Source organism: Coriobacteriaceae bacterium (genome assembly GCA_025993015.1).
Classification (GTDB): Bacteria; Actinomycetota; Coriobacteriia; order Coriobacteriales; family Coriobacteriaceae; genus Collinsella.
The window spans coordinates 1,696,511-1,717,735 of sequence record DAJPFV010000001.1; the positions used below are offsets into that span (position 1 = coordinate 1,696,511).

General features: G+C 61.0%; 22 protein-coding genes and 1 pseudogene. 20 read left to right on the top strand and 3 right to left on the bottom strand.

What is annotated here, in order from left to right:
* Nucleotides 1-36 precede the first annotated feature (36 nt).
* The 15 genes and pseudogenes from OIL77_07250 (at nucleotide 37) to OIL77_07320 (ending at nucleotide 9,214) form a co-directional block, all read left to right on the top strand.
* A complete protein-coding gene (locus tag OIL77_07250) occupies nucleotides 37-663 on the top strand; it encodes a histidine phosphatase family protein (GenBank protein ID HJI45195.1) in 627 nt (208 codons plus the stop codon).
* Nucleotides 664-1,114: 451 nt separating this feature from the next.
* Nucleotides 1,115-1,735: a 50S ribosomal protein L3 gene (gene rplC, locus OIL77_07255; protein HJI45196.1), complete on the top strand. Its 621-nt coding sequence runs from the start codon at nucleotides 1,115-1,117 to the stop codon at nucleotides 1,733-1,735.
* 46 nt (nucleotides 1,736-1,781) lie between these two features.
* Entirely contained in the window at nucleotides 1,782-2,408 is a 627-nt protein-coding gene (gene rplD, locus OIL77_07260) for a 50S ribosomal protein L4 (protein ID HJI45197.1), read from the top strand.
* Nucleotides 2,409-2,696, top strand: coding sequence for a 50S ribosomal protein L23 (gene rplW, locus OIL77_07265; GenBank protein HJI45198.1), 288 nt, complete (start codon nucleotides 2,409-2,411; stop codon nucleotides 2,694-2,696). It begins immediately after the preceding gene.
* 179 nt (nucleotides 2,697-2,875) lie between these two features.
* On the top strand, nucleotides 2,876-3,706 hold the full coding sequence (rplB, locus tag OIL77_07270) for a 50S ribosomal protein L2 (protein HJI45199.1): 831 nt from the start codon (nucleotides 2,876-2,878) through the stop codon (nucleotides 3,704-3,706).
* A 32-nt stretch (nucleotides 3,707-3,738) separates the two neighbouring features.
* A complete protein-coding gene (gene rpsS, locus OIL77_07275) occupies nucleotides 3,739-3,999 on the top strand; it encodes a 30S ribosomal protein S19 (GenBank protein ID HJI45200.1) in 261 nt (86 codons plus the stop codon).
* Between the two features lie 14 nt (nucleotides 4,000-4,013).
* Nucleotides 4,014-4,385, top strand: a complete 372-nt coding sequence (gene rplV / locus OIL77_07280; GenBank protein HJI45201.1) for a 50S ribosomal protein L22 — start codon at nucleotides 4,014-4,016, stop codon at nucleotides 4,383-4,385.
* A gap of 6 nt (nucleotides 4,386-4,391) precedes the next feature.
* Nucleotides 4,392-5,102 (top strand): 30S ribosomal protein S3, encoded by a 711-nt coding sequence (gene rpsC / locus OIL77_07285; GenBank protein HJI45202.1) that lies wholly within the window; start codon nucleotides 4,392-4,394, stop codon nucleotides 5,100-5,102.
* Nucleotides 5,102-5,515 (top strand): annotated as a pseudogene (gene rplP, locus OIL77_07290) (50S ribosomal protein L16). The gene rpsC and the pseudogene rplP overlap by 1 nt, the downstream one beginning before the upstream one ends.
* Before the next feature lie 89 nt (nucleotides 5,516-5,604).
* A complete protein-coding gene (gene rpmC, locus OIL77_07295) occupies nucleotides 5,605-5,820 on the top strand; it encodes a 50S ribosomal protein L29 (protein HJI45203.1) in 216 nt (71 codons plus the stop codon).
* 16 nt (nucleotides 5,821-5,836) lie between these two features.
* A complete protein-coding gene (gene rpsQ / locus OIL77_07300; GenBank protein HJI45204.1) occupies nucleotides 5,837-6,097 on the top strand; it encodes a 30S ribosomal protein S17 in 261 nt (86 codons plus the stop codon).
* Between the two features lie 118 nt (nucleotides 6,098-6,215).
* A complete protein-coding gene (gene rplN, locus OIL77_07305) occupies nucleotides 6,216-6,584 on the top strand; it encodes a 50S ribosomal protein L14 (GenBank protein ID HJI45205.1) in 369 nt (122 codons plus the stop codon).
* Between the two features lie 13 nt (nucleotides 6,585-6,597).
* On the top strand, nucleotides 6,598-6,903 hold the full coding sequence (gene rplX / locus OIL77_07310) for a 50S ribosomal protein L24 (GenBank protein HJI45206.1): 306 nt from the start codon (nucleotides 6,598-6,600) through the stop codon (nucleotides 6,901-6,903).
* A 481-nt stretch (nucleotides 6,904-7,384) separates the two neighbouring features.
* Nucleotides 7,385-8,464: a Gfo/Idh/MocA family oxidoreductase gene (locus OIL77_07315; GenBank protein ID HJI45207.1), complete on the top strand. Its 1,080-nt coding sequence runs from the start codon at nucleotides 7,385-7,387 to the stop codon at nucleotides 8,462-8,464.
* Between the two features lie 3 nt (nucleotides 8,465-8,467).
* Nucleotides 8,468-9,214, top strand: a complete 747-nt coding sequence (locus OIL77_07320; GenBank protein HJI45208.1) for a DeoR/GlpR family DNA-binding transcription regulator — start codon at nucleotides 8,468-8,470, stop codon at nucleotides 9,212-9,214.
* Between the two features lie 377 nt (nucleotides 9,215-9,591).
* Here OIL77_07320 and OIL77_07325 read toward each other — a convergent pair whose 3' ends face one another.
* Together OIL77_07325 and OIL77_07330 are read right to left on the bottom strand one after the other, a co-directional pair.
* A complete protein-coding gene (locus OIL77_07325) occupies nucleotides 9,592-10,251 on the bottom strand; it encodes an RluA family pseudouridine synthase (GenBank protein HJI45209.1) in 660 nt (219 codons plus the stop codon).
* 15 nt (nucleotides 10,252-10,266) lie between these two features.
* Nucleotides 10,267-12,759, bottom strand: coding sequence for a U32 family peptidase (locus OIL77_07330; GenBank protein HJI45210.1), 2,493 nt, complete (start codon nucleotides 12,757-12,759; stop codon nucleotides 10,267-10,269).
* Between the two features lie 379 nt (nucleotides 12,760-13,138).
* Here OIL77_07330 and OIL77_07335 point away from each other — a divergent pair, with 379 nt between their 5' ends.
* On the top strand, nucleotides 13,139-13,516 hold the full coding sequence (locus OIL77_07335; protein HJI45211.1) for a RidA family protein: 378 nt from the start codon (nucleotides 13,139-13,141) through the stop codon (nucleotides 13,514-13,516).
* A gap of 112 nt (nucleotides 13,517-13,628) precedes the next feature.
* Here the strand turns inward: OIL77_07335 and OIL77_07340 are convergent, their stop codons facing one another.
* On the bottom strand, nucleotides 13,629-14,285 hold the full coding sequence (locus OIL77_07340; protein HJI45212.1) for a PAS domain-containing protein: 657 nt from the start codon (nucleotides 14,283-14,285) through the stop codon (nucleotides 13,629-13,631).
* A 352-nt stretch (nucleotides 14,286-14,637) separates the two neighbouring features.
* On the opposite strand from OIL77_07340, the gene OIL77_07345 reads away from it, so the two are divergent.
* The 4 genes from OIL77_07345 to OIL77_07360 all read left to right on the top strand — a co-directional run bounded on the left by OIL77_07345 (nucleotide 14,638) and on the right by OIL77_07360 (nucleotide 21,224).
* Entirely contained in the window at nucleotides 14,638-16,032 is a 1,395-nt protein-coding gene (locus tag OIL77_07345) for a purine/pyrimidine permease (GenBank protein ID HJI45213.1), read from the top strand.
* Nucleotides 16,033-16,228: 196 nt separating this feature from the next.
* Complete coding sequence (ssnA, locus tag OIL77_07350) at nucleotides 16,229-17,584, top strand: putative aminohydrolase SsnA (protein ID HJI45214.1); 1,356 nt, start codon at nucleotides 16,229-16,231, stop codon at nucleotides 17,582-17,584.
* 149 nt (nucleotides 17,585-17,733) lie between these two features.
* A complete protein-coding gene (gene ygfK, locus OIL77_07355; GenBank protein HJI45215.1) occupies nucleotides 17,734-20,733 on the top strand; it encodes a putative selenate reductase subunit YgfK in 3,000 nt (999 codons plus the stop codon).
* Between the two features lie 11 nt (nucleotides 20,734-20,744).
* Nucleotides 20,745-21,224, top strand: coding sequence for a 4Fe-4S binding protein (locus OIL77_07360; protein ID HJI45216.1), 480 nt, complete (start codon nucleotides 20,745-20,747; stop codon nucleotides 21,222-21,224).
* The last annotated feature ends 1 nt before the right edge of the window (nucleotide 21,225 follow it).

A 21,225-nucleotide genomic window follows, 5' to 3' on the forward strand; every position in this document is an offset into this window, starting at 1 on the left:
CACGCCGATAAAGCAACTGATGCAGAAGGGGAGAGCATGAAGAAACTGTATCTACTCCGCCACGGTCAGACGGAGTTCAACGTCAAAAAGCTGGTCCAGGGTCGCTGCGATTCACCGCTCACCGACTTAGGCCGTCAGCAAGCCGGGATGGCAGCCGCATGGCTCAAAGCCCACGGCGTCGTCCCCGACAAAGTGGTCTCTTCACCCTTAGGCCGAGCCATGGACACAGCTCGGCTCGTCGCAACCGAACTCCTTGGCCCGGACGCAGCAGTCGAGCCCTGCGAAGGCATCATCGAGCGCTGCTACGGCTCCTTCGAAGAAGGCCCCCACGACGCGCTACCCACCGACGTCTGGGATCCGGGCGAGGACCTGGTCCCCTTTGGAGGAGAAGGAAGCCGCGCGCTGCAAGAACGCATGGTAGACACCCTCACCAATCTCATGGGAGCCGAGGGCATCGAAACCCTCCTAGCAGTAAGCCACGGCAGCGCCAGCCGCCAATTCATCAAGGCTGCAACCCCAGAGGGCTTCAAGCTCCCAACAAAACTTCCCAACTGCGCCATCATGATCTTCGATTTTGACGAGGAAAAGCCACAAGCAGAAGGCGAGCCAATGCAATGTAGGTTCACCCTTCAGCAAATAGTGGATCCCCAACAAAGTCATTAGCCTGAGCGAGCAGAGTTAAGCAGACATCAACGTGTCGTCTCCCGAGCACGGCGGAGGGCCGGAGAAATATATTAAGGTCATCGCGAGTTCCGCACGCAAAGAAGGCCACTTAATGTGGCCTTCGTCTTGCGCAGGACTGTAGAGCAGGGACCTTAATATATTTCTCCGGCCCTCCGCCGTGCTCGGGAGACGTGCCACGCACTTTACCTGCGTAAACAATGTGAGTGAAATATGAATCTCGATGGATACGCCCGCAGCCGTGTATACTAAACAGCTGTGTGAAACCAGGGGAGTATTCTGGCTGGACAAAATGCCTGCTTAATAGGGTTGTCAGGTAGTCCGGACGCAATACAAGGCTGGGGAGCACGTCGTGTAAGTAGTGGTCCTCTAGGGGCGTACGCTCGGTGGTGTACGCATTGTCCCAAGACCACGCGAGAGTTGGGATCATATCTTGATCAGCATGATTCTCGGCCGCAAGATTGGCATGACCCAGGTTTGGGACGAGGACGACAACGTCGTTCCCGTCACGGTCATCCAGGCTGGCCCCTGCGCTGTCTCGCAGGTTAAAACTCAGGCAACCGACGGCTATGACGCCGTCCAGATCGGTTTCGGCGACATCAAGGCCAAGAACGTGAACAAGCCCATGGCTGGTCACTTCGCTAAGGCTGGCGTCGAGCCTGTCCGTTTCCTTCGTGAGGTCCGCGTCGAGAACGGCGAGGAGCACAAGGTCGGCGAGGTTGTCACCGTCGCTGATTTCGCTGATGTCGAGAAGGTCGACGTCATCGGTACCTCCAAGGGTAAGGGCTTCCAGGGTCGCATCAAGCGCTGGGGTCAGCGCCGCGGTCCTATGACGCATGGTTCTCACTTCCAGCGTCACCCCGGTTCTATCGGTCAGTGCGCCTATCCTGCGCGCGTCCTCAAGGGCGTCAAGATGGCCGGTCACATGGGTAACGAGCGCGTTACCGTCAAGAACCTTTCCGTTGTCCGCATCGATGCCGAGCAGAACCTCATCTTGGTCAAGGGCGCTGTCCCGGGTGCCAAGAATGGTCTCGTCGCCATCCGTATGGCCTAAGGGCCCAGCCCATTTAGCCCAGCGTCATACCAAGGAGAACACTTAAATGGCAAAGTTTGAAGTAAAGAACAGCGAGGGCAAGAAGGTCGCCGAGGCCGAGCTCGCCGCTGAGGTGTACGGCATCGAGCCGAACATCCACGTTATGCACCACATCGTCAAGTGCCAGATGGCCTCTTGGCGTCAGGGCACCCAGTCTGCTAAGGGTCGCTCTGAGGTTTCCGGTGGCGGCAAGAAGCCTTGGCGTCAGAAGGGCACCGGCCGTGCCCGCCAGGGTTCCATCCGTGCTGCCCAGTGGCGTCACGGTGGCGTTGTCTTCGCCCCCAAGCCCCGTTCCTACGCTAAGCGTATGAACAACAAGGAGGTCAAGCTGGCTATGCGCTCCGCGCTGTCCGCCAAGCTGGCCGATGGCGAGCTCGTGCTCGTCGACGACTACGGCTTCGAGAAGCCTTCCACCAAGGCTGCCGTCGCCATGCTCAAGGCTCTCGGCCTTGAGGGCAAGCGTCTGACCATCATCGTTCGCGATGAGGACGTCAACGCCTACCTGTCGTTCCGCAACATTCCCAAGACGTTCATCATCACTGCCGACGAGGCCAACACCTACGATCTCGTCAACAACAACGCTGTGCTGATGCCCGCCGACATCGCCGCTCACTTCGGGGAGGTGCTTGCATAAATGACCGCCCACGAGATCATCATCCGTCCGATCGTGTCCGAGCGTTCCTTCTCCGGCATGGAGCAGAACAAGTACACGTTCGAGGTCGCCAAGGATGCTAACAAGTATCAGATCAAGGACGCTGTCGAGGAGATCTTCGGCGTCAAGGTCGTTCGCGTGAACACCCTGACGGTCAAGCCCAAGACCAAGCGCGTGCGCTATGTCGCCGGCAAGACCCGTTCTTGGAAGAAGGCCATCGTCACGCTGGCCGAGGGCGACACCATCGAGGTCTTTGGCAACCAGGCCTAAGACTCGCTGCTGTTGAGTGAGCTCATGCCTCCCAAATAGGGGAGGCGAGAGCTCAAGGTTTTGGGCGTATAAAATGGACACGCCCGGAACCGTGTATTCGTCCGGTGTCATCGCACCCGAGGCAGAACCTCGAATCCCTGTCTGCGATGGCTAACGGATTCCTATTGAAAGGGATTGTAATGGCTGTAAAGCACCTTAAGCCGACCTCCGCTGGTAGGCGTTGGCAGACGATCTCCGATTTCTCCGAGATCACCTGCACCAAGCCCGAGAAGTCTCTTCTCGAGCCCCTGCCCAAGAAGGCTGGTCGTAACAACAACGGCCGCATCACCACCCGCCACCAGGGCGGCGGCGTGAAGCGTCGTTACCGCGTGATCGACTTCAAGCGCAACAAGGACGGCGTGCCCGCCAAGGTTGCCACGATCGAGTACGATCCGAACCGTTCCGCTCGCATCGCTCTGCTGCACTACGCAGACGGTGAGAAGCGCTACATCCTGGCCCCCAAGGGCCTCGAGGTCGGTCAGACCATCATGTCCGGTTCTGACGCCGACATCAAGCCGGGCAACGCTCTGCCCCTCGCCGACATCCCCGTCGGTACGCTCATCCACGCTGTCGAGTTCCAGCCGGGCAAGGGCGCCGCTATCGCCCGTTCCGCCGGTAACTCCTGCCAGCTGATGGGTAAGGAGGGCAAGTACGCTATCGTCCGTATGCCTTCCTCCGAGATGCGCCGCATCCTCGTTACCTGCCGCGCCACCGTCGGTGAGGTCGGCAACGCCGATCACGCCAACATCGTCATCGGCAAGGCCGGCCGTAAGCGTCACATGAACGTGCGCCCGACCGTCCGCGGTACCGTCATGAACCCTGTCGACCACCCGCACGGCGGTGGCGAGGGCAAGAACCACACCTCTGGTCGTCCCTCTGTTACCCCCTGGGGTAAGCCGACGAAGGGCCTTCGTACGCGCAAGAAGAAGAAGGTCTCGAACCAGCACATCATTCGTCGCCGTAAGAAGTAATTTCGGATACCGAGTTTTAGGAGAAAGCACTTATGAGCAGAAGTCTCAAAAAGGGCCCGTTCGTGGAGACTCGCCTTCTCTCGCGTATCACCGCGATGAACGAGGCTGGCAAGAAGGACGTCGTGAAGACCTGGTCCCGCGCGTCCACCATCTTCCCCGAGATGGTTGGTCACACCATCGCCGTCCACGACGGCCGCAAGCATGTGCCCGTGTATGTTACCGAGTCCATGGTTGGTCACAAGCTCGGCGAGTTCGCGCCGACTCGTACGTTCCGTGGCCACAAGGCCAAATAGGGGGTTAACCGTAAATGGCAACTAAGTCTATTGAAACTGAGGCCACCGAGGTTCGCGCCGTCGCTAAGTACGTGCGTGTTTCCCCCAGCAAGGCCCGCCTGGTGGTCGATCTGATCCGCCGCAAGCCTGTCGCTCAGGCCTTCGACATCCTCCACTTCTGCGACCGCGCCGTCGCCGTGGATGTCGAGAAGGTTCTCCGTTCCGCCGTTGCGAACGCCGAGAACAACAACGGTCTGCGTGCCGACAACCTGGTTGTCGCCGCTGCCTATGTTGACGAGGGTCCGACGCTTAAGCGCATCCGTCCCCGCGCCAAGGGTTCCGCTTCTCGCATTCTGAAGCGTACTTCCCACATCACCGTCGTCGTTGCTCCTCGAAAGGAGGCGTAAAGCTGTATGGGTCAGAAAGTCTACCCCACCGGCTTCCGTCTTGGCATCACCGAGAACTGGCGCTCCCGCTGGTTCGCAGAGAAGGATTACGCTAAGACCCTCGGTAACGATCTCGAGATCCGCAAGTACCTCGAGAAGCGTCTTTCCCGCGCAGCTGTCTCCCGCGTCGAGATCGAGCGCGCTGGCGACAAGGTGAAGGTCATCATCCTCACCGCTCGCCCCGGCGTTGTCATCGGTAAGAAGGGTGCCGAGATCGATACCCTCCGCACCGAGCTCGAGAAGGTCGCTGGCGTCTCCAAGGGCCAGCTCTCCGTCGACGTTGTCGAGATCAAGCGCCCCGAGCTCGACGCCAACCTCGTTGCTCAGTCTATCGCCGAGCAGCTCGAGGGCCGCGTTGCCTTCCGTCGCGCTATGCGCAAGGCTGTCCAGTCCGCCCGCAAGGCCGGCGCTAAGGGCATCCGTATCCAGTGCTCCGGTCGTCTCGGCGGTGCCGAGATGGGCCGTCGTGAGTGGTACCGCGAGGGTCGCGTGCCTCTGCACACCCTCCGTGCCAAGATCGACTACGGCACGGCTGTCGCCAGCACCACCATGGGCGCTTGCGGCGTGAAGGTCTGGATCTACCTGGGCGAGAAGCTCCCGGGCCAGCCTGTTCCCAACCCTGCACTCGAGGGCTCTTCACGTCCTCGTCGTCGTAACTCCGAGAGGAGGGGTCAGTAGTGCTTGCCCCTAAGCGTATTCTTCACCGCAAGGTGCAGCGTGGCTCCATGAAGGGCCAGGCCAAGGGTAATACCGAGCTGCATTTCGGCGAGTTTGGTATCCAGGCTCTCGAGGCCCATTGGATCACCAACCGTCAGATCGAGGCTGCTCGTATTGCCATGACCCGCTACATGAAGCGTGGCGGTCGTGTCTACATCACGATCTTCCCCGATAAGCCCATCACCAAGAAGCCTGCCGAGACTCGCATGGGTTCTGGTAAGGGTAACCCCGAGGAGTGGGTGGCCGTCGTCAAGCCCGGCCGCATCATGTTCGAGGTCAAGGGCGTGCCCGAGGAGGTCGCTCGCGAGGCTCTGCGTCTTGCACAGCACAAGCTTCCCATCAAGACCAAGATTGTTGCTGCTAAGAACGCTGAGCAGCGCATCGAGAAGGAGATGGCTGAGGAGGCCGCTCTCGAGGCCAAGTGGGCTGCTGAGGACGCCGCCGCCGCCAAGGAGGAGAACTAATGAAGCCCGCAGAGATTCGTGAGCTCTCGGACGCTCAGCTCGTTGAGAAGCTGAAGGAAATGCGCGCCGAGCTCTTTAACCTTCGTTTCCAGATGGCCACCAGCCAGCTGGACAACACCGCTCGCGTCAACACCGTGAAGAAGGACATCGCTCGCGTCCTCACGGAGCAGCGCGCCCGCGAGATCGCAGCGGAGAAGTCCGCTGTCGCCGAGTAGGACCTAAGGAGAGAACATGACTGAATCGCGTAACTCGCGTAAGGTCCGTACGGGTGTCGTTACCTCCGTCTCCGGTGCCAAGACCATTGTTGTCACCATCACCGAGCGCAAGCGTCACCCCAAGTACGGCAAGATGATGACCAGCTCCAAGAAGCTGCACGCTCACGACGAGGAGTGCACGGCTGGCGTGGGCGACACCGTCCGCGTTATGGAGACCCGTCCTATGTCCAAGATGAAGCGTTGGCGCCTCATCGAGGTCGTCGAGCGCGCTAAATAAGCAGTCGCTCTTACGACTTGTACGTTTCCGAAGATGTGCGTATGCCTGGCTTGCATACCACGGGCCGCATAAAGGCTGCGCACCTCTCTTCGGTTCTTAGTTCGGAGGAACATCTACCATGATTCAGATGCAAACCATGCTGAACGTCGCCGACAACTCCGGCGCTCGCAAGATTCGCTGCATCAAGGTGCTTGGCGGTTCCAAGCGTCGTTATGCAGGCATCGGCGATGTGTTCATCGGTGCTGTCCAGGAGGCTACCCCTGGCGCCAACGTCAAGAAGAAGGACGTTGTCCGTTGCGTCGTCGTTCGCACCGTTAAGGAGATCCGCCGCAAGGATGGCTCCTACATTCGCTTTGATGAGAACGCCTGCGTTGTCATCAACAACGATGGTTCGCCCGTCGGTACCCGTATCTTCGGGCCCGTCGCTCGCGAGCTTCGTGACAAGAAGTACATGAAGATCGTCTCGCTCGCTCCCGAGACCCTGTAGTTAGGGGAGATATATGTATATCAAGAAGGGCGATAAGGTCCAGGTTCTCTCTGGTAAGGATCGCGGCAAGCAGGGCGTTGTCCTGCGTGCTCTCCCCGCCGAGAACAAGGTCGTTGTCGAGGGCGTTTCGGTCGTCAAGAAGGCCGTCAAGCCCAACGCTGCCAACCAGCAGGGCGGCATCGTTTCGCAGGAGGCTCCCATCGACGCCTCCAACGTCAATCTCGTTTGCCCCGAGTGCGGTAAGGTTACCCGCGTCGGTCACGAGAAGGACGGCAAGAACAAGCTGCGCGTCTGCAAGAAGTGCGGCCACAAGTTCTAAGCTGCCCGCAACATCAAGTTGCTAGCAAAGGCCCGGATGCCACGGCACCCGGGCCTTTTTCTATCCCTACTCATTGGGGACAGACTTAAATACTCATTGGGGACAGACTTACATGAGTGATTGTGCTCATTGGGGACAGACTTAAATGAGTAGTCCCGGCAGTTGGGGACAGTCCCCATGTGTCGGCAGTTTGGGACGGTCCATTGATGCCTGATGCCCCTAGAGGGGAAGAGTAAGACAGCCTGCTCTGCCTTTTTGGGCTTTGGTGTTCCGCCTCTTTATCCTTTACAAGGATCCTCGCATGCGCATTATCGCGCATAGCATTGCGTGTTAATGCGTATGACCGCGTAAAAATGTGCAAAATATGGCTAAATAATGACCGATAAACAAATAAACACGCAAATACAAGCAAATGCGCGCGCATTTGTGCGAATATAAGGCTGTTGGAAATGAAGAACTTCCGATGACTCAGGAGGCACATATGGCAGATTCCAAGCAGGCTCCACTCGACTCCGCGGCAGCCGCAAAAGCAGCGTTCGCTTCGGTCCAGGATAAGCCGTTCCCTAACGACATCTTTACGGCTCCCGAGCTTCGCTGGGCTGTGATCGGTTGTGGCGTTATCGCCAACCAAATGGCCCAGTCCCTCGCGCTGGCCGGCCGCAAGCTTGCGGGCGTCGCCAACCGCACGCTGTCCAAGGCCCAGGCTTTTGCTGAGCAGTATGGCATCGAGAAGGTCTATGAAACGGTTGAGGACCTCTATGCCGATCCGGATATCGACGCCGTCTATATCACCACGCCGCACAACACGCATATCACCTATCTGCGTGCCGCGCTGGCCGCCGGCAAGCACGTGCTCTGCGAGAAGGCCATTACCCTCAACTCTGCCGAGCTCGACGAGGCCCGTACCATCGCCGACGAGCACAACGTGGTCCTTATGGATGCTACCACGGTGCTCCACATGCCGCTGTATCAGGAGCTGCGCCGTCGCATGGATGCAGGCGACTTTGGCCGCATGAACCTCGCCCAGCTCAACTTTGGCAGCTATAAGGAGTACGGCGACCTGACCAACCGCTTCTACAGCCGCAGCCTTGCCGGCGGCGCCATGCTCGATATTGGCGTGTATGCCCTGTCCGTCATGCGCCTCTTTATGGCAAGCCAGCCCGCTGAGGTCGTTTCGCTGGGCAATACCTGCGAGACTGGCGTTGACGTCGCAGGTGGCATTGTCTGCCGTAACGCCGAGCAGCAGCTGGGCGTCGTGAGCCTTACGCTCCACTCCAAGCAGCCCAAGCGCTCGGTTATCAGCTTCGACAAGTGTTATATCGAGGTCAACGAGTATCCGCGTGCCGACCATGCGACCATCGTGTGGACTGCAGACGGTCACCGCGAGGAGGTCCACACTGGCACCGAGGCCTACGCACTGTGCTACGAGATGGCCGACCTGGAGAAGGCCGTTGCCGGCGATGATTCTAAGCGCGAGCTTCTGGGCTATGCTTCCGATGTTATGGAGCTGATGACCAAGCTCCGCGCCGATTGGGGAGTCGTGTACCCCGAGGAGGAGTAAGCGATGCTTGCGGAAGATAGGCTCAACGAGATCGTGTCGATGGTGCAGCAGACCGGCTCGGTTACCGTGCCGGAGCTTGCTGAGGCCCTGGGCGTGACGGCGTCTACTATTCGGCGCGACCTGCAGACGCTCGACCGAGCACACCGTATCGCCAAGGTGCACGGAGGTGCGACAAGTCTGGAGCGCGCGCACGTGACGCGCGACCTGACGATCAGCGAGCGCAGTGATCTCCATAACGATGACAAGGAGCGCATCTGCGCCCGTGCCGCGGCCCTGGTGGAGCCCGAGAGCTTTGTGTACATCGATTCAGGTTCGACGACGCTTAGGCTCATCGAGCATCTTCCGCGCCTTGAGGGCGTCACCTATGTGACCGACTCCGTGCTCCATGCTCAGCATCTCGCTCTGCGCGGCATGCGCACCGTGGTGCTGGGCGGCGAGCTCAAGCCCGAGACCGAGGCGCTCGTCGGTCCCGACGCCTTGGCAACCCTGGACCGCTATAACTTCAACTGCGGCTTTTGGGGTTCCAATGGCATCGCCGTCGAGCAAGGTCTCACCACACCGGATATCGAGGAAGCGCAAGTCAAGCGTATCTCGATGCGCCATACCGCCAAACGCTTCGTAATCTCGGACGCCAGTAAGTTTGGCATGGTGGCTCCCGTAAAATTCGCGGACTTCCGTGACGCAACGGTTATCACCGCGGGCGAGGTGCCAGCCAAGTACCAGTCGATGGACAACGTCATCACGGTCTAGCGACAGGGCAAGGTCAAAACCATTTAGGTTCCTCAATAGAAAAGCGGCAACACCCTCGATGGGCGATGCCGCTTTTGTTGTCTGCCGTTTTGTCTAAGTCTGTAACAACTAGACCGTTAAAAGTGGGTTAGATGTTACAGATTGAGATTCTTCCGAACCGCGCCGTCCCTTTGTCTCGATCTGTAACATCTGGGACCGATTTTGCCGAGTTATTGTTATAGATTGAGATTTTTCCTTGAGGGAGATTCGAATGTCTCGATCTGTAACAGATAGACCGGAAAACGGGTTCTAACTGTTACAGATCGAGACGTTTTGGGACCGTGGCTGGGCCATTGCGGCAAAACCACCACAAAGGTGCCTGTCCCCATTGTGGTGGTTTAGGGCTCCCAGGGGCAGGGGGCTTCGATGTGGATGTGCTCGCCGGTTACGGGATGCGTGAAGGACACGCTGTGGGCGTGGAGCATCAGGCCGCAGGGGCGCGGCGTTCCGTACAGGTCGTCGCCAACCAGGGGGTGACGCTCGCTGGCCAGGTGCACGCGAATCTGATGCTTGCGGCCGGTGAGCAACTCGACATCGATATACGAGCGCGTGGGTAGGCCGCGGCGGCCCTTAAGGCGCTTGAGCACCTTCACGCGCGTCTGAGACGGCTTGCCGCTGGCGCCGACGCGCATCTTGCGGCTGTCGTGACGGTCGCGGGCGATGGGCTTTTCGATGAGCTTTTCGTTCCAGTCGATCTTGCCCTCGGCGAGCGCCAGGTAGTGCTTTTCGAAAGCGTGGTCGATGACCATCTGGTCAAAGGCGGGCTGCGTCTGCTTGTCGAGCGAGAACAGCACCACGCCGGTGGTGTCGCGGTCTAGGCGGTTGAGCGGCTGCATATCGGTCGCGGCAAAGCCGTCGCCCATCGCCAGCAGCAGGTCGCTGGCGTAGTCGGTGAGTGTGCGCTCGCCGGTGCCGTCGCCGTGGACGATCATGCCGGCGGGCTTGTCGATGGCCATGAGCCAGGCGTCGCAGTAGAGGACTTGAGGTTCTTCGTTCACGTGTAAGCCTTTCGGTTAGCTGATTCCCACAAACATGCAGCCCGAGGTCGCCCCGCGTAGGCGGGCGGCGGGCTTGCGGCCGGCCTGCGCGGCTTCGACGGCACGACGGACGCGGGCGACGGCACGGCCCACCTCATCTGCCTCGAGCAGCGTTCCGTCCACCATGAGACGACGCACGCCGGCATCGAGCAGCTGAGGAATCTGCGGCGTGAGGTCGATGGGGTAGGCATCGTACAGGCGAGAGCGGCCGTGGATGTCGGTGCGGACGGGCATGACCTTTCCGTCGATATTCTTGAGCGAGAGCTTGCGGGCACGCAGACGGCAGTTGACACAATCGTGGATGCAGCCGTTGGCAACCTGCAGAATGCAATGCTCGCTTGTCATGACGCGCGGGCGGCCAAAGACGGTGATGCCCAAAGCCGCGGGCGCGGCGGCACCGAGCGAGACAATCTCGTCGAGCGTGATTTCGGGCGAGAGCCAAAACGCACCGGCTCCGCGCTCGGCAAGCGCCTCCATGCAGGGCGTGTTGTGCACCGGCAGGCAAGAGCGAATTTCGGCCGTGGCGCCGGCCTGCGCGGCTACGGCGAGCTCGGAGATATTACCGACGGCGACGGTAGCTCCGGCATTGATCCAGGGATCGACGCGCTCGTGGTCGACGGCGCGGCAGACCTCGTCGAGTACGGGTACGATGCCCTGCTCAAACGCATCGGCGGGGGAGAGCTCGGCCGCATCGAGCGCATCGGTGGTCATGTAGATGCGCGTGGCGCCCTCGGCGCGAGCTGCCTCGGCGGCTTCGAGCGTGGTGACGGCGGCGCAGATCTGCGGCTCATCGCGGTAATGCTCGGGCATAGCGCGCGTACATTTGTCGAGCACCGGAATCTCGAGAGTTTTCGCGCGCTCCTCGTACGGCGCCAGAATGGCCTCTTCCAGCGCCTTGCAAGCGGCGGCGCGCACCTTGTGCACGGCGGAGAAGCCCATGCCGCAGCCCTCATCGAGCGCCACATCAAAGCTCGCGGCCTCAAAGGGCGAGGAGCCCATGCGGCCCACATGCTCAACCAGGTCTGCCGCCTCGACGGCGCGGGTCTTGGCGGCCTCGACGGTGAAGCCTGTGGCGGTGGCGGTGAGCGCGGGGCTGTCACAGCAGGTGAGTGTGACGGTAAACGGCTCGCCCAGGCGCGCCACGACGGACGCATCAACAGCTCGGCGGCGCAGCACATCGCGCTTGAGCGCGGCGCCGGCGGCGTCGATGGCACGCTGGCTGCGAATCACGCGGACGCGGCAGCCCTCGGGCATGCTGCGGGGTACGCGACATTCGATGATGTCGCCTGCGGCGGCATCATCGGCAGCAATGGTGGTCAGGAACTGGTCAAACTCGTTATCGTGGCGAAGCTCCAGCAGGTCGCCTTTGCCCACGGGCTCAAACAGCTCAATGCGGGCGATGGCGGCGCGGCGACGGCGGTCGTCGGGCTTGAGACCGCGCACATCGCGGTTGGCCGGGCGGCTGCCCAGCACCGTGCCCACGATCTGGCCGCGGTTGTTGGAACGCTCGTAGCTCATCATTTCGTCGCCCGAGGTGCCGTCCTGATAGGCGTGCGTAAAGTCGCGGTTGAAGCAGCGCTTGAGCTGGCGCTGGCGGGCGGCTTCCTCGTCCTTGGCAACGGTGGCTCCGGATAGCATGTCGTCAATTTCGTGACGATATACATCAACGATGGAGTACACGTAATCGGGCGCCTTCATGCGGCCCTCGAGCTTGAGCGACGCGGCGCCGGCGTCATACAGACGGCGAACAAGCTGTGAAGTGTTGGTGTCACGCGGGCATAGCGCACGCTCGCGGCCGGCGGGGGAGAGTGCGCGACCGTTCTCGTCGATCAGCTTGTAGGGCAGGCGGCAGGGCTGGGCGCACATGCCACGGTTGGCCGATCGTCCCGCCATGGCAAAGCTCGAAAGCAGGCACAGGCCCGAGTAGCAAAAGCAGATGGCACCATGGCTAAAGACCTCAAGGTCCACATCGGGCGCGGCATCGTGAATGGCGGCAATCTCGTCGATGGAAAGCTCGCGCGAGAGGGTCACACGGTCGGCGCCCTGCTCGCGGCACCAAAGGGTTCCGCGGTCGTCGTGGATGTTTGCTTGGGTTGAGATGTGCGTCTCGATGCCGGGCATCGTGCGCTTGACCTCAAAGAACAGGCCCCAGTCCTGGATGATGAAGGCATCGGCGCCCAGCGTGGAGCAGCGATGGATGAGTTGCAGCGCATCGCTCATCTCGGACTGCTTGATGACGATGTTGACCGTGACGTAGACGCGCGACCCGGCTAGATGTGCGGCGCGGCAGGCTTGCTCAAAGGCCTCGTCGGTAAAGTTGGTGGCCTTGCGGCGGGCGTTGAAGCTGCCCATGCCGCAGTAGATGGCGTCTGCCCCGGCGGCGAGTGCGGCGGCAAAGGGCTCGGGCCCTCCGGCGGGCGCCAAAAGCTCGGGTCTGCGGTTGGTGGTTCGACTGGCGGTTGCGGTCATATCCTGCCTTTCAAAATGCTCAGATATTCAAAAGTATAGTGGTGCTGTTGCGGCGGGCGATGCCCGTGCTCCAAGCGGGATAAAGTCTTCAGCAGTCCTTGCAGCAAAAATGACCCGTTTCCCTCCGTCCCCTATGGATTACCTGATCCGATGGGGACGGAGGGAAACGGATCATTTTGAGCTTCACCGTCCGGTCGTGCCGTTCAGCGGCCGACAGGTGCCGTTGGGCGATAAATTATTCTCGCAACGTGATAATAATCTTGCATCGCGCGGAAACCTTGAGTACTATCCCAAATCAAGCGCGGTGTTCAGACCGAATTGTGCCTCCCGGTGTGAACACCGCGCTCACGCTCTCTCAATTGATCGTAAGGAGAAAAACATGAGCAAGACCGTCGTGTCTTCCGATAACGCACCCGCAGCCATCGGCCCGTATTCCCCCGGTATCCAGGCCGACAACATGGTGTTCCTGTCCGGCCAGCTGGGCATCGATCCCGCGACCGGCAAGATGCCCGAGGGCGTCGAGGCCCAGGCCAAGCAGTCCCTCGCCAACGTCGAGGCCCTGCTGACCGCTGCCGGCGCCACCTTTGCCGATGTCGTCAAGACCACGGTCTACCTGGCCGACATTGCCGACTTCGCTGCCGTGAACGAGATTTACGCCTCCAGGTTCGAGGCTCCGTTCCCCGCGCGCAGCGCTTTCCAGGTTGCCGCCCTTCCGGCCGGTGGTCTGGTCGAGATCGAGGTCGTCGCCGCTCTCTAAGGCGTTGGCCACAACTAAACATGACATGCAAAAAGACCCTGCAGCGCGTGCGAGCTGCAGGGTCTTTTGTCAAGTGACGGATCGCTTGTGGAGCCGCGCTCCATTTTGCTCGTTAGCCCTCCTTGCGGACTTTTTGCAGGTAGCGGTAGACGCTGGGCTCCGAGATGCCCAGCGCGGTGGCAGCGCAGGCCACGGCACCCTTGAGCATGAACACCCCGTTGCCGTTGAGGTGGCGAATGACGTCCACGCGGTCGCTCTGACCAAGCGACGCTACATCCAGCCCTCGCGCGCTCAGCAGCTCGGCAATACTGCGGTCGATGAGCTCCTGTGTGGACTCCGAAAGGCTTTCGACCTCGATAGGGGCGGGCTCCGTGCGCGTCGGCGCCGCGTCGAAGCACGCCATGAGCTGCTGCGCCATGGCGTTGATGGAGCGCACGGTCGAGAGGTCGGTGTTGACGCAGAGCATACCGACGATCTCGTCATTCTCGCGGATAAAGTACGTCGCTGACTCCAACGTCTTGCCGCCGGCACCGCGCCCCTCGTAGCCCGTAATAAACGGCAGGTCGCGATACTTGGGGTCGTGCATGATCTTGAGTGCCAGATCGGTGGCGGGGCCGCCGACCTTGCGGCCGCTCACGATGCCGTTGCGAATATCGACGATGGCGTGGTCGGGATCCGAGAAATCGTGCAGCACGATTTCGCTGTTTTTGCCGAGTATCTGCTCCAGAAAATCGACCATCGGCAAAAAGCGGCGTACGGTCTCGTTCACGGGCAACTCCTTTGGGTGAAATCGGAAATGTTCATAACAATTTTTTCTCATGGTAACACGCTGCCCATCATCTCGTATATCCGCAGGTATATTGCGTAATACAGATGAGCGGTAGATATTTGGCGGTAAACGGTTGACCAAAAGAAAAGTTAGATGTTATTTTGACCAGACACTTTCCTGACCTGCGGAAATGCGTTATTTCAGCTGAAGAATAGTCTGATAACAAAAAATTATTATTGAGAATGAGAATCATCTTTAATACGATATGCAATGAAGGCACAACCTCAACCCCGCACTGCGTCACAATAGAGCGTTAGATGCGAAAACAACTACTTCGAGGATTGGTGGTCAAATGACCCAGGAGACGGTTACGAACGGCACTGAAGCCCTGTTCACTCGTGAAGGCATGCCTCCCGTTAAGGAAATGATCCCGTGTGCCCTTCAGCACGTACTGGCTTCGTTTGCCGGTATCATCACCCCGGCTGTCATCATGGCTGGCGTCTACGGCTTTAATAGCCAGCAGAGCACCGACATCATCCAGGTCGCGCTCATTCTTTCGGCAATCGACACGGCCCTTCAGGCCTTCGCTCCCTTCCGTCGCATCGGCGGCGGCCTGCCCATCGTCATGGGCGTTTCGTTCGCGTTCCTCCCGGCCCTCCAGGCCATGGGTGCCTCGGGCTTTAGCTTTGGCGCTCTGCTGGGCGGCGAGATCGTCGGCGGCGCCGTCGCGGTCCTCTTTGGTCTGGCCTACAGCAAGATTAAGTGGCTGTTCCCGCCTGTCGTGACCGGTACGGTCATCTTCTCCATTGGCGTCTCTCTCTATCCCACGGCCGTCAAGTACATGGCCGGTGGCATGGGCACGCCGCTGTGGGGCACTCCGCAGGCCTGGTGCGTCGCTCTTATCACCTTCGCCGTGGTCTTTGCGCTCGCCAACTTTGGCAAGGGCACGCTCAAGCTGGGATCCGTGTTCTTTGGCATGATCGTTGGCATGATCGTTTCGATTCCCTTTGGCATGATCGACTTCTCCAGCGTTGCCACCGCTCAGGTCTTCGCCCTTCCCAAGCTCATGCCCTATGCGCTCGAGTTTGATCCCGAGGTCTGCATTACCCTCGCCGTCGTGTTCCCCATGGTTGCCATCCAGGTTATCGGTGACGTCTCCGCCGCCTGCCTGGGCTCCATCGACCGTATGCCCACCGAGCGCGAGCTCTCCGGCGCTATCGTGTCCCAGGGTCTCACCTCTATGGTCGGCGGCCTGCTGGGCGGTCTTCCCACCAGCGCCCTTGGCCAGAACGTGGGCATCATCTGCTCCAACAAGGTCGTCAACAAGTGGGTCTTTGTGATCATCGCGGCCGTCTTTGCCATCGCCGGTCTGTTCCCGCAGCTCTCTGCTGTCCTTTCCGCTATCCCGCAGCCCGTCATCGGCGGCGCGACCGTCGGCGTCTTTGGCACCATCACTATGAACGGCGTGCGCATGTTCACTCGCGAGGGCCTCACGCAGCGCACTACCACCATCGTCGGTACCTCCGTCGTCTTTGGCCTGGGTATCTGGATGGCCAGCGGTTGCCTTGCCGGCGAGGGTATGCCCGCCTGGGTGTCCACCGTCATCGGCTCCAATGCCGTAACCCCCACTGCCATCATGGCCATTGTCCTTAACCTGATCCTTCCGCAGACGCCGGTCGTGGCTCAGCACATCGATGCCGCCAAGGATGCCGCTGTGGATCTGGTCCTGCCCGAGAGCAAGAAGTAACCAATTCGGTGCTATTCGCTGGCGGACGCATCGCCTCGTCCGCCGGCGCCATGCGGCGCCAAGCCGCACTTCAAAGGGCTTGTCCCTTTGGTGAAGCGTTGACGGGAGAGGGCCCGTTTCCGGTGTAGGCCGGCGCTTCGCACTTCCGCCATGTCAGAGGTGTCAAACCCCGCCCCTGATGTTGAAGGGAGCATTTATGCTTCTGGTCGCTAACGGTTCCGTCTTTACCCGCAACGCTCAGACTCCGTTTATTCCCAACGGTGCGGTCGCCATTGACGGAGATACGATCGTCGAAGTGGGCCCCGAGCGCGAGCTCAAGGCCAAGTACCCGGATGCCGAGTACGTCGACGCCCAGGGCAACCTCATCATGCCCGGACTTATCAACTGCCACACCCACATCTACTCGGGTCTGGCCCGCGGCCTTGCCATTAAGGGCTGCAACCCCACCAACTTCCTGGAGAATCTTGAGCAGCAGTGGTGGAAGATCGATGACAACCTGACGCTCGACGGCACCAAGGCCAGCGCCTATGCCACGATTCTTGACTCCATCCGCGATGGCGTCACCACGATCTTCGATCACCATGCGAGCTTCTGCGAGATCCCGGGAAGCCTCTTTACCATTAAGGACGCAGCTCAGGAGCTGGGCATGCGTTCGTGCCTGTGCTACGAGGTTTCCGACCGCCGTGGCCAGGAAAAGTGCGATCAGGCTATTGCCGAGAACGCCGAGTTTGCCCAGTGGGCCGCCAAGGAGCGTCGCGATAACGACAACCACATGATCGCCGCAATGTTTGGCGGTCACGCCACCTTTACGCTGTCGGATGAGACCATGGATAAGATGGCCGAGGCCAACAACGGTCTGACCGGCTTCCACATCCACGTGTGCGAGGGCATGAACGATGTGTGGGATTCCCGCCTCAACCGCGGCGGCATCAGCCCCGTCGAGCGCCTGCTGCAACACAACCTGCTCGGCCCCGACACCATGCTGGGCCACTGCATCCACGTGACGCCCGCCGAGATGGATATCGTCAAGGAGTCCGGCACCTGGCTGGTTAACAACCCCGAATCCAATATGGGCAATGCCGTGGGCTGCGCCCCCGTGCTCGAATTCTTCCGCCGCGGCATCCCCGTGTGCATGGGCACCGACGCCTACACCCACGATATGCTCGAGAGCCTTAAGGTCTTCTTGATCATTCAGCGCCACAACGCCGCCATGCCCAACGTGGGCTGGTGCGAGGCCATGACCATGCTGTTCGAGAATAACGCCAAGATGGCCAGCAAGTACTTCGATCGCAAGCTCGGTGTGCTTGAGCCCGGCGCTGCCGCCGACGTCATCGTTATGGACTACAAGCCCTTTACGCCGCTGAGCGAGGAGAACATCGACGGCCACATGCTCTTTGGCATGATGGGCAAAAACTGCCGTACCACCATCATCAACGGCCGCGTCCTGTACAAGGATCGCGAGTTTGTCGGTATCGATGAGGAAAAGATTAACGCGTGGACCATGGCTGAGTCCAAGAAGCTCTGGAGCGCGCTTAACAATCGCACCTACTAATTCACAAGTAGATTCACGCGCGTCGGATGTTTCGCCGCATCTGACGCGCGTATAGGCGGCCTCCGCGGGGTCGCCGGCGCTGTGCTAGCGCTACACCGTATTTGCGCCCGCCGCGCGGTCTCGCCGGGCGTTACAGAGAGGAGCTCATTATGAGCGACATCATGAGGCCGATCCCGTTTTCGCAGCTGATGAACTGGATCATCGAGGAGCACAAGACTCAGGGCGCCGTCTTTGGCGTGCGCAAGATGGTCACGACCAACCAGGAGGGCGCGCTTCCCATTTTTGACGAGCGCATCGAGACCCCGTTTGGCCCGGCCGCCGGCCCCAACACGCAGCTTGCCCAGAACATCGTGGCATCCTATGTGGCCGGTTCCCGCTTCTTTGAGCTCAAGACCGTTCAGGTTATGGACGGCGAGGAGCTCTCCAAGTGTGTGAACAAGCCCTGCATCGTGGCGCAGGACGAGTGCTACAACTGCGAGTGGTCGACCGAGCTCGAGGTTCCGCAGGCCTTTGCCGAGTACGTGAAGGCATGGTTCGCCTGCCACCTGATCGCTCGCGAGTACGGCCTGGGAAGCCCGGACGGATTTGTCTTCAACATGTCCGTGGGTTATGACCTGGAGGGCATCAAGAGCCCCAAGGTCGATGCCTACATCGAGGGCATGAAGGATGCCAGCGGCTCCGACGTCTGGAACGAGTGCCGCGCATGGGCGCTTGCCAACCTGGACAAGTTTGAGCATGTCGACGCCGCGTTTGTCGAGTCCATCCCGGCACGCGTCTCCAACTCCATCACCGAGTCCACCCTGCACGGCTGCCCGCCGGCGGAGATCGAGCGCATCGCGACCTACCTCATCACCGAGAAGGGCCTCAATACCTACATCAAGTGCAACCCCACGCTGCTGGGCTATGAGTTTGCACGTCAGCGCCTCAACGAGCTGGGCTTTGACTACATCGTCTTCGATGACACGCACTTCCGCGAGGACCTGCAGTGGGCCGACGCCGTGCCCATGTTCGAGCGCCTGATTGCCCTGTGCGCCGAGCGCGGCCTGGAGTTTGGCGTCAAGCTGACCAACACGTTCCCCGTCGACGTGACGAGAAACGAGCTGCCTTCCACGGAGATGTACATGTCCGGCCGTTCGCTGTTCTCGCTGACCATCGAGGCTGCCCGCCGCATTACCGAGCAGTTTGACGGCAAGCTGCGCATCAGCTACTCCGGCGGTGCCACGGTCTACAACATCCGCGCCCTGTACGATGCCGGCATTTGGCCCGTCACCCTGGCGACCGACGTGCTCAAGCCCGGTGGCTACGAGCGCTTTAGTCAGATGGCCGGCGAATTTGGCGATCTGGACGGCAAGCCGTTCGCGGGCGTCTCTCTCGAGGCTGTGACTGCGATCCAGGCTGACTCGCTCACCAACCCGCTCTACAAGAAGCCGCTGCGTCCGCTGCCCGACCGCAAGGTCGCCGGCAAGAGCCCGCTTTCCGACTGCTTTACCACGCCGTGCCGCACGAGCTGCCCCATCCAGCAGGATATTCCCGCCTACCTGGCGGCTGTTGACGAGGGCCGCTACGAGGACGCACTCAACATCATCATCGAGCGCAACGCCCTGCCGTTCATTACCGGCACCATCTGCCCGCATCCCTGCGGCCGTGCCTGCGAGCGTGCGTTCTACGAGCCCGAGGGCGCCCAGATCCGCGCCAGCAAGCTCAAGGCCGCCCGCGAGGCCATGACCGCCGTGTTGCCCAAGCTGCGCGCCCAGGCCATCGCCAACGACGGCGAGCGCAACGTTGCCGTTATCGGCGGCGGCCCGGCCGGCCTGGCGACGGCGTTCTTCCTGACGCGTGCCGGCGTGCCCGTCACCATCTTCGAGGCCCGCGATTCGCTCGGCGGCGTGGTCCGTCACGTGATCCCCGAGTTCCGTATCGCGAGCGACGATATCTCCCACGATGCCGAGCTCTGCTTGGCCTTTGGCGCCAAGGTGCGGCTCAACGCTCGCGTGGATTCCATCGACGAACTCAAGGCCCAGGGCTTTACCGACGTGGTCGTGGCCACCGGTGCCTGGATGCCCGGCTCTGCAGGCTTGGGCGAGGGCGCCGAGCTCGACGTGCTGGAGTTCCTCGAGGCCGCCAAGAAGGGCGAGAAGCTCGAGCTGGGCGAGGACGTCGTCGTCATTGGCGCCGGCAACACCGCCATGGATGCGGCTCGCGTGGCCAAGCGCCTGGCCGGCGTGAAGAACGTGCGCCTGGTGTATCGCCGCACCAAGAAGCAGATGCCCGCCGACGAGGAAGAGTTCGATCTTGCTCTTGCCGACGGCGTTGAGTTCTGCGAGCTGCTGGGGCCCAAGGCACTCAACGGCGCTGTGCTAACCTGCGACGTTATGGAGCTTGGCGAGCCGGATGCAAGCGGCCGTCGTAGCCCCGTCGCCACGGGCGAGACCGTCGAGCTTTCCGCCACCACGGTGATCTGTGCCGTGGGCGAGGGCATCGATGCCAGCCTGTACGACGCCGCGGGTGTTGAGCACGACCGTCGCGGCCGTCTTGCCGCCACCTCCACCGGCGTCGAGGGCGTCTGGGCTGCGGGCGACTGCCGTCGCGGTCCTGCTACCGTGGTCGAGGCTATCGCCGACGCCGCCGAAGTCGCCCGTGCCATCGCCGGCGTGGACTTTAACAAGTACGCCGACCAGAATGCTCAGGCCGGTCGCGAGGATACCTGCTACGAGCGCAAGGGGTCGCTGTGCCGCGACAAGCGCAACTGCACCAAGACTCGCTGCCTGGGCTGCGGCTCGGTGTGCGAGGTCTGCTGCGACGTGTGCCCCAACCGCGCCAACGTGGCAATTAAGGTGCCGGGCCTGGCCAAGCATCAGGTCGTCCATGTCGACGGCATGTGCAACGAGTGCGGCAACTGCGCCGTGTTCTGCCCTTACCAGGAGGGTCGTCCCTACAAGGACAAGCTCACCCTGTTCTGGAGCGAGGAGGACATGGAGAACTCCGAGAACGAGGGCTTCCTGGCCGTGGACGAGGACCACTTTAAGGTTCGCGTCGCCGGCACGGTCCGCACCGTCTCGGTCGATGCCGTCAACACCGGTCTTCCCGAGGCCGTCCGCCTGACCATCAGGGCTGTGCGCGACAACTATTCGTACCTTCTTAAGAAATAGGCGAGTCTCTTATGGCCAAATCCATTCAACATAACGTGGCCTACGTTGCCTGCGGAAGCGGTTGCGCCTCCGCAGGCGGCGACGCCCACTGCAGCGAAGGCTGCATTGGCTGTGGCGCCTGCGTCACGGCCTGCCCCCACGGCGCCATTGCGCTGGTCGATGGCATCGCCCGCGTGGACCGCTCCAAGTGCACGGGCTGTGGCCTGTGCAGCATGGCGTGCCCGCAGCGCGTGATTGCCTTCGTTCCCGGCTACCAGAACATCCTGGTGCGCTGCAACAACACCGATAAGGGCGCCATCGCCCGCAAGATCTGCGACACGAGCTGCATCGGTTGCGGCATGTGCGCCAAAAAGTGCCCTGCCGGCGCTATCCGCATCGAGGACAACTGCGCCCATATCGACGGCGCGGACTGCCTGTCGTGCGGCATGTGCGCCGTCATCTGCCCGCATGGCGCCATCCACGACCGCACCGGCATCGCCGCCGGCGTGTAGA